General features: G+C 32.8%; 7 protein-coding genes. 6 read left to right on the top strand and 1 reads right to left on the bottom strand.

Annotated features, from left to right (window positions below):
- The first annotated feature begins 233 nt into the window (after window positions 1–233).
- Genes ACIQCO_RS15580 through recD2 form a run of 6 tightly spaced genes read left to right on the top strand, consistent with a single transcriptional unit; the run spans window position 234 to window position 7,805 of the window.
- Window positions 234–1,343: a tyrosine-type recombinase/integrase gene (locus tag ACIQCO_RS15580; RefSeq protein ID WP_400430101.1), complete on the top strand. Its 1,110-nt coding sequence runs from the start codon at window positions 234–236 to the stop codon at window positions 1,341–1,343.
- Window positions 1,336–3,231, top strand: coding sequence for a tyrosine-type recombinase/integrase (locus tag ACIQCO_RS15585; RefSeq protein ID WP_400430102.1), 1,896 nt, complete (start codon window positions 1,336–1,338; stop codon window positions 3,229–3,231). The genes ACIQCO_RS15580 and ACIQCO_RS15585 overlap by 8 nt, the downstream gene beginning before the upstream one ends.
- Window positions 3,224–4,783: a tyrosine-type recombinase/integrase gene (locus ACIQCO_RS15590; protein ID WP_400430104.1), complete on the top strand. Its 1,560-nt coding sequence runs from the start codon at window positions 3,224–3,226 to the stop codon at window positions 4,781–4,783. The genes ACIQCO_RS15585 and ACIQCO_RS15590 overlap by 8 nt, the downstream gene beginning before the upstream one ends.
- The gene (locus ACIQCO_RS15595; RefSeq protein ID WP_400430106.1) at window positions 4,740–5,216 is read left to right on the top strand and encodes a DUF6262 family protein; all 477 of its coding nucleotides are present in this window, start codon (window positions 4,740–4,742) and stop codon (window positions 5,214–5,216) included. The genes ACIQCO_RS15590 and ACIQCO_RS15595 overlap by 44 nt, the downstream gene beginning before the upstream one ends.
- 25 nt (window positions 5,217–5,241) lie before the next feature.
- Window positions 5,242–5,628 (top strand): hypothetical protein, encoded by a 387-nt coding sequence (locus ACIQCO_RS15600; protein ID WP_400430107.1) that lies wholly within the window; start codon window positions 5,242–5,244, stop codon window positions 5,626–5,628.
- The gene (recD2, locus tag ACIQCO_RS15605; RefSeq protein ID WP_400430109.1) at window positions 5,628–7,805 is read left to right on the top strand and encodes an SF1B family DNA helicase RecD2; all 2,178 of its coding nucleotides are present in this window, start codon (window positions 5,628–5,630) and stop codon (window positions 7,803–7,805) included. The genes ACIQCO_RS15600 and recD2 overlap by 1 nt, the downstream gene beginning before the upstream one ends.
- A 111-nt stretch (window positions 7,806–7,916) precedes the next feature.
- Here recD2 and ACIQCO_RS15610 read toward each other — a convergent pair whose 3' ends face one another.
- Window positions 7,917–8,315: a hypothetical protein gene (locus tag ACIQCO_RS15610; RefSeq protein ID WP_400430110.1), complete on the bottom strand. Its 399-nt coding sequence runs from the start codon at window positions 8,313–8,315 to the stop codon at window positions 7,917–7,919.
- Window positions 8,316–8,412: the final 97 nt, after the last annotated feature.

Genomic DNA, 8,412 nt, shown 5'->3' on the forward strand with positions numbered 1-8,412 from the left:
AATGAAATTTGAAATTATTTCTACCTAGTAAGCTTTGTGTAAGTGAGTAAGAAATGTATATTTTAAGAAATATTGGTTAAAATGGTTTCATATAAAATACGAACATTAGTTCTGTGAAACCCTGTTCTGCAACTCAATTACGTTTAGAAGCGAATATTCTAAACAAGAAGATTCAAAATGCTTTATTTTTCAACCTTTATCGGAATTTTACACAAAATTATTTGAGGTGAAGCATGAAAGTTGTTAAAACAAAGACTCATGTAGTTTTGGTGGATTCAAAAATGAAAATTGTTCCAGAAGTTCTATCATACACAAAAAAACTTGCAATACAAGGTTATTCGCAGAATACCATATTAAGTTACATTGAAGATTTAAAAATTTTTTATGAATGGCTTGTAGAAGAAAATTTGAGCCTCCATGAGATAAAACCAAGACACATTAAAAACTTTATTAGTTTCTTGGATAATCGGCATAAAAAAGGATGGGCAGCAGCTTCTACAGTAAATCGGAGATTAGCATCTATAAGTAACTTCATTGCTCACACTAACCTAATGGGTGGAGTGATAGTAGATAATCCTTTTGTAAAGGTAGAAGGCTCTCGTGCTTCAAATAGAAAAAAATCATTTTTATCTCATGGAATAAAAAATTGGGAAAAAGAACATAAACATTTTTTTAAGCGTAAAGAAAAACACACGATAGATAAAAGGCGGATTTACCCTAATATTGCAAAAAAATATTTAGAAACCATTGATGAATTATGGGGAAATGAGAGTCTTCGCATTAGAAATAGGTTGATTTTTAAACTGCTTTATGAAAGTGGAATGAGGTCAAGTGAAATTCTTCATCTACAGTTACACGATTATATAGTAGATGATGAAAATCCGGACTATATTGGCTTAATTTATTTAATTGAGAGAGAAGGTGAGGACACCGACCGACAGTTAAAAACCGGAGAACGAACAATTCATATAAGTAGACAGTTAATTGATGAGATTGAGGAATATGTTTGTTTTCATCGACCTCAATCAGGTGACTGTAATTATATTTTTGTGTCTCACAATCAACCTTCGGTTGGAGAGCCATTGGATTATAAATCATTGTACAAGGTTTTCAAGGGCATTGAATCTGTTTCTGGAATAACGAATTATAAATTGTCTCCTCATACATTAAGGCATACTCATGCATCCAATCTTGCGGATGCAGGAATAGACATAAATGTTATAAAAGCCCGTTTAGGTCACAAAAGTATTTTGACTTCTTCCAAATATATAAAACCTTCAATTGAAAGACTGAGTGAATCATACAAAAACTTTTTAAGGATGGGTGAAGCTAGACTTGAGTAATAGGAACGTACTACACGCAATCGACTTTCATTCTGATGAATGGGTTATTTTATCAGATGATGCTCTATACAAGCTTTATTTTAATTTTACTTTTTTGCCAAATAAATGGTTTAAAAATACTTTGAAAGAAATTATTAAAGACCGTTTAGCAGCAGGTAATGTTAAACGTAAGACTCTTCGTAACGATTTGATGAGTTTAAAGGTGTTTTTTGAATTTCTGGAAGAAACAAATCAGCCATTAAATACATTCGAAGAACTCAACTTTGATACCATAAACAACTTCTTATTTTTCCTTGTATTAAGATTTGATAAAGCTGGTGTTAGAAGTAGAACTTTTAACAGTTTAAAGATGTTTATTCAATATGGCTGTACTTTAGAGTGGGATGGATTTCCTAAAGAGAATATTTTTGGTGGAAAAGAGCATCGAATGCTTCAAACTGAAGATGTCCTAAAAAGTCAGGTAATTGAGGAATCTTTTATGAAGATGATTGATGATGCGATACGAGGGAAAAGAGAAATAAATATTAGTCCTAGTGGAGGCAAACCACATCAAATAGATGTAGTTCTAAAAAAATTTGAGGAGGTTGGAAAGGATGTTACAATCAACAGCTTAGGTGATATTGCGAATATATGCGGGGTTTCTCTTGTGTATTTTCATAATAACCCTGATGTTAAAGAAAAAGCTCTTAACACTTACTTTCAACGAATTGCACAAGATGCTATTAACTTTAAACCTAAGTTTAAATATAACCATCAAAAGGTGAAGTTCGATGAAGTAACAAAAATGGTTAATGACGCTTTAAATAGTTTATTGAATAGAGGCAGAATCATAACGGTAACTAGTGTGCTGGCTGAAGCTGGAATTGGCGGTAATCCTGTGATTTGGGCGAAAAAAAGACCAGATTTAATAGAAAAAGTCTTATTAGAACAAGAGCAACAAGGTGTTTATCTACAAATTAGAAAAGTTAATGATAATGACTTGTTTGCGTATGATTTAATGATTTGTCTGGTAACGATTCTTCGTTTCACTGGCATTAGAATTTCTGAACTCCTACTAATGACAAAGGATTCTCTCAAAGAGAACATACTTTTGGGGGAAACCCTCCTGGAGGTAATAAGTGAGAAAAATAAAACTGATAGATACATTCCTGTTAGTAGGGAAGTAATAAAAGCGTTTAAAAAACTTGTGACAATTACTGAAGCTGGAAGAGAAGCTTTGAATACCGACAGATTATTTGTTGTAAAAATGAATACAAATACTCCAGGAAAAGAATCATTTTGGAAGGAAGCTGATTATGTTACAGTACGCGACTGGTTTAAACGGTATTTTTTGAAGCCTTTTAGAATTTTTAATCAAAATGGTGAAATACCTAAGCTTCACTTTCATCAATTTCGCCATACTTTAGGTACGGAAATGCTTAACAAAGGAATGTCAATTTTTGAAATAATGGATTACCTTGGGCATAAATCAATACATTCAACTAGACTTTATGCAAAAGTTGCAAGACCAAGGTTTGATAAAGAATATAGGAAATTAGGCTTTATTGGAGTAACTGTACCGAGAATTGATGAGGCTATTCAAAATTTGCCGAACAACCAAGAAAAACATAAAAAGCTTTTAAATGCTAGGCTGCCAGATGGTATTTGTAAAAGACCTATTGATGAGGATGTAACGAATTGTAAGAAACCTAATGCCTGTCTTTTCTGTCCAAAGTATATAACAACTTTAGAACATTTGAGTGTTCATAAGGAACATCTTGCAGAAATTCAAGCAGATAAAGTACGTTATATGGAAGAAAATCTAATTGCGACCGACTACCTTCTTTTCGAGACTGAAAAGGCGCTCAAAGAAATAATTGAAAGATTGGAGGCTTTATCAAATGGATAATACTAATCTTAATCAAAATTTTGTTGAACATAGTTCTTCAAAAAATATTTTGGACTTGCGGTGTGGAAATAGCAAATTTAAAGATGATGTGTGGGATTTTGCAGGTTATGTAGAAGGGGCGGAGAATTGGAGACCATCGGATTTAAAGCTTGATTTCACATCTTTTTCATCTTGGGATTCAATAAAACATACGATAAAGTTGTTTATTCATTCGGAATTTTTAAATTGTGGTTTTAGTTCAGTTTTCCGAAAGTTAGTAGCGTTGAAAAAATTAAAGCCCTTTTTGGAGAAAAAGAAGCATATAACATCCTTTAGTAATTTTACTAAAACTGTTGTAGCTGATTTTTTTTCATATTTATTTGAAGCTACTACTGTTCTTGGCGAACCTTTATCAGGTGTTTCAATTAGACACTGTGCTCATGCTGTTAAGGAAATATTAACACGGGGAAGTGTAAGAGGTTGGGATGTTCCAAAAGAGACCTTTTATCTTGATGCTTTATATAAAGAAAAAATACTGAAAAATAAAAGAGTCCTTAAACATGAGAAAACATCAAAAATAATACCGGAAGAAGAAACTGTAAACAAAATTATTAAATGTGCTCAAGTGGATGAAGATGTATTATGTGGTACCGCTATTATTTTATCAACACAGTTATCACTCCGGTTATCTGAGGTGTTTAGCATTGAAGAAGGATGTCTTAGTATTAAAAATGGAGACTATTACATTACCTATATTACTAGCAAGACAAAAAATGAACGTGTTCCAGTTACTGTACCTGCAAACGAATTGGTAGTAAATGCTGTAAAACGATTAGAGAAGGAAACAAAGAATTTACGAGAAGAATCAGGTCTTACTAAATTGTTTTTAAAAAGATTAGGTAAGAAAATAGTAATACCAAACAGAAATACCTGGAGCAAAAGATTATTTGAATTTTGCCTTAAAAATGATATTCGTGATAAAGATGGTGAAGTGCTGAAACTCACCCATCATTATTTTCGGCATATTTGTATAACTTATGCGTTAAAAGGTGGAATGAGTATTACTGATGCGGCTGAACTTGCAAATCATAGCTCTATAAAAATGACGTTAATTTATGACCATTCAAAAGAAGAAAAACAACAAATTGTTAGGGACATTCTTACCGGAAAAATGCCAGTAGCAACAACAAACAAGGTTGTATTGCAAAATTTAGAGTCCCCTAATAATCCTTACAGGTTCAAGGGCAAAACATTATCGGATGAACAGGTAGAAAAGTTAAGTAAAGCTTTGAAGATTGAAGTTCTTCCGCATGGTGTTTGTATGCACCATCCATTAAAAAATGAACCATGTGCACAAGATGGCGTTTGTTTAGGATGTAATTATTTTCTTGCTTGTTCTAATAAATTGCCTTTATATAAAGCAAGAATAGAGAAGATTGATAAGCAACTTGAAAAAGAGCAAGGAGAAAACATCTTTAAATCAAAGCTTCAGTTCAATCGAGATAAGTTATCTTACTACATTAATGAACTTGAGAAGAAAAATAAAAATACACTTGGTGATAGATATGAGTAAAAAGTCTCAGCCAAAGACAGGTAGAGGAGCAGCGAATTTGAAGGATGAATATTTTCTAAAGGTAAAAGAAACAACAGAAAGATTAAAAAGAGGAAGAAAAAAAATAACTGTCAGTATGGTTTCAAAAGAGTCAGGTGTATCACGAAAAACCTTTTATAATCGTGATAATTTAATGGCACTTGTTGATGAGGCTATTTCATTTATGAACTCTAAGCTCAACCCAATAAAGGTGGAAAAGCCAAAAAAATTAAAAGAAGAAATTATCATGAAATTGAAAAAACGGATAAATTCCCTCGAAGAAGAACAACGGTTGCTGCTGGAGGAAAATATGAAATTAACTGAATCAAAATTGGAACTTCAAAAGGATATTGTTGAATTGGAAGAAAAGCTTTATCAAAAGTCGCAAATTATCTCAATTAAAAATAAAGTGTGAGGTGAATATTTTGGGAAAGGGAAAAATGTCATCCAAAGATATATTAGAATCCTTAGAACTATTGTTAAAAGAAACTCAAATTACCGGAGAAAAATTGAATGGGTCCCTGATTGCTAGAAAAATTGGGTGCAGCCGGACTACACTTTATACGAACCCAAAGGTTCGTGAATTGCTTATTCAATCAGGTTTAATTGATGAATCTCAGGTAATAAATAAAAAAATAGACCAAAGCAAAATTAAAGAAGAACACTCAAATTCTCTAAATAGGAAATTAAAGAGACTAGAGGATAAGGCATCTCGATTAGAGATGCTTCTTTCAGAAGCAAACGAAAAAAATCGAGTATTAGAGGAAGAGCTAAGACGGCAAAGATTTCAAAACAAACTCCTAATGGAGGGAAATCCATTATTATGATGAGAGAAGAAATTCGTGGAGTTGTCGAAGAGATAATATATCAAAACTCCCTAGGGTGGGGGGTTTTAAAAATACGTATACAAAATGATTTAATAAAAGCTGTAGGTTTGAGTGGAAAAGTTCATATAGGGGAAACTTGGTTATTTAAGGGGTATTGGGAAGAGGATTTTGAGTATGGTTTTCAATTTAAAATTGAAGCTGGGTTTCCAACAATTCCTGAAAAAGGTGAGGAGATTATTGCATTACTATCAGGTAGTCAATTTCCGGGAATAGGAACTGCAACAGCGTCAAATCTGGTTAAAGCCTACGGAGAAAAGTTATGGTGGATTTTGGAGAATGACCCAAATAAAATCGCCCAAGATAGAATTATAACACCGAGAAAAACTCAAGTATTATTGAATGCGTTCAAAGGATTAAAGTCTCGATGGGAACTAATGAAGTTTTTAGTTAAAAATGGGTTACCATTGCGATTACTAGAGCCTCTTTCAACATTATATTCGGACAAGGGGTTAGAGAGAATTATTGAGAACCCCTATAGATTGTTACCCTTTTTAAGCTGGAAGAAAGTTGATTCTTTACGAAAAATATGCTCTATTCATCATGAGGATATTAGAAGGAGAGAGGCAGGGATAATTCATGTGATGCAAAAAAACTTAGGAATAGGCAATACAGCAATAAATAAACTTCAATTAATTGAAGAAACATCCAGACTATTATCAATTGCAGAAGAACTTGTTACAGAAGTTCTTCATGAACCATTGGTTTATGTAACAAATGATAATAGGATTCAATTAACCGGTATTGCTAGTCAAGAAAGAACAATTTCGAAAGTGTTTGCTGATTTATCTATTGATGTTGCCCCACTTGCAAGTGAAGATTGGGTAAAAAAATGGATTAATGATTTTGAGGAGCAGCAAAATATTACTCTAGAATCTGACCAAAAATTAGCAGTTTTTAAAGCTGTTACTCATCGTATTTTTGTATTAACTGGTGGACCGGGTACTGGTAAAACATTGGTAATAAATGCAATACGTTCAATTTTAGAGGACCTTGGACAAAAAGTGATTCTTGCAGCACCAACAGGTAGAGCTGCTAAAAGAATTCAAGAAGTAACAAATGAAGAAACAAAAACTCTACATAGGACATTTGGCTATTCACAGAAGAATTTTGATTTCAATAATAACGAAAAACTACCAACATTAATTATTGATGAAAGTTCAATGGTGGATGTTCGAATGTGGAGTAAAATTTCTACATGTGTAGATAATGAAACAAGAATAATTATTGTCGGGGACCCAGGACAATTACCAAGCATAGGACCTGGGCAGGTTCTCAATGATATATTACAGTCAAATATTGCCTCTGTTTCATTAACAAAAATTCATCGGCAAACCAGTGATAACCCAATACCTTATGCAGCATTTTCCATTAGAAATGGTGAAGTACCAGTCATTCAACCTTGGAAAAGGGAATTAAAGGGGTTATATTTAATAAAACAGGAAAATGAGGAGATTGGGTTAGATTGGACAGTTCGTTTAGCTGTTGAAGCACTTTGCCAAGAGGGTTTTCTTCTTGACGATATACAAATCCTTAGCCCACGTAAAAATGGTAGTTGCGGTACTAAGAATATCAATTGTCTTATTCGAAAAAAATTAAAAATGAAAAATATAAATAATTTTATTCCCTTCTCAATCAATGACCGTGTGATTCAAACAGTTAATAACTATGACTTGGGTTCTGACGGGATAATGAACGGGTCAACAGGAAAGGTCCAAGGAGGATTAGGAGATGATGGAATAATAGTGAATTTTGATGGCGAAATTGTTGAGCTAAATGGAAATAACATAGATGACATAGATTTAGCCTACGCTATATCAGTCCATAAATCTCAGGGCTCTCAATATCGTGTAGTTATACTGCCTCTTTTTCCTTCAGCTGGGTCGTTGATAACTAGACAATTAATTTATACAGCAATTACAAGAGCAACTGACCTTGTAATTATTATTGGAACGGAGGAATTATTAAGGCAAGCTGTTAAGTTTAATGCTACAGATTTCAGGAATACGGGATTTTCATATCATCTTAATGAAGCCCTTATTCATGCGGCTAAAAAACCCAAAAAGACAGTTTCGTTACAGCTTGAATTATTTGATTTTATAAAAACTGAAAATACTTAACTACCCTCAGTACCCTATTGTTATAGGGGAACTTAGGGTAGTTTTTTTAAAATCTTTTATTCTTTTTTTACCATTCTTGAAAAGTTTAACTATTAACTTACAGCGCATTAGTTAATACGTTTCCTCCCCCTTCTTTTTTAATTGTTGTCTTATTACATACTCAAGAATCTTAATATAATTAGTCTCCTCAAGCTTTAATGAAAGCTGCTGTGTAAAAACATAGTATAGAATAGGATGTACAATTGTAGGTATTTCATTATGCATATTTACTAAATTAATATTACATTTAATAATATCGATTGGCTCAAATTTAAATACTTTAGACCAATTTTTGTTCCCATCAACTTCATTTTTCCATAGTGGGGTATTAATCGGAATGCCTACGCATTCACAATATTCTCTTCTATCCATTAATGGAGTTTTAATTTCCCCGATAAAAATTTCCGTTATAAACCAATTCGGATAAATGGAATTATTATTATTCCAATTTTTTTGAACAAGTTGGCTCAATCTGATTACGGCCAAAGGAATTTACCACTAACGCCATCTTTTTTACCACTCTACGCCAATATTTTTACCAAGCATCGCCAAGCTCTTTACCAATAAA

The organism is Neobacillus sp. NPDC093127 (assembly GCF_044754175.1).
Classification (GTDB): Bacteria; Bacillota; Bacilli; order Bacillales; family Cytobacillaceae; genus Neobacillus.

Bases quoted from the DNA above. Each gene is read 5' to 3' on its own strand.
- ACIQCO_RS15590 (WP_400430104.1), top strand. From the start codon at position 3,224: ATGGATAATACTAATCTTAATCAAAATTTTGTTGAACATAGTTCTTCA.
- recD2 (WP_400430109.1), top strand. From the start codon at position 5,628: ATGAGAGAAGAAATTCGTGGAGTTGTCGAAGAGATAATATATCAAAAC.
- ACIQCO_RS15580 (WP_400430101.1), top strand. From the start codon at position 234: ATGAAAGTTGTTAAAACAAAGACTCATGTAGTTTTGGTGGATTCAAAA.
- ACIQCO_RS15600 (WP_400430107.1), top strand. From the start codon at position 5,242: ATGTCATCCAAAGATATATTAGAATCCTTAGAACTATTGTTAAAAGAA.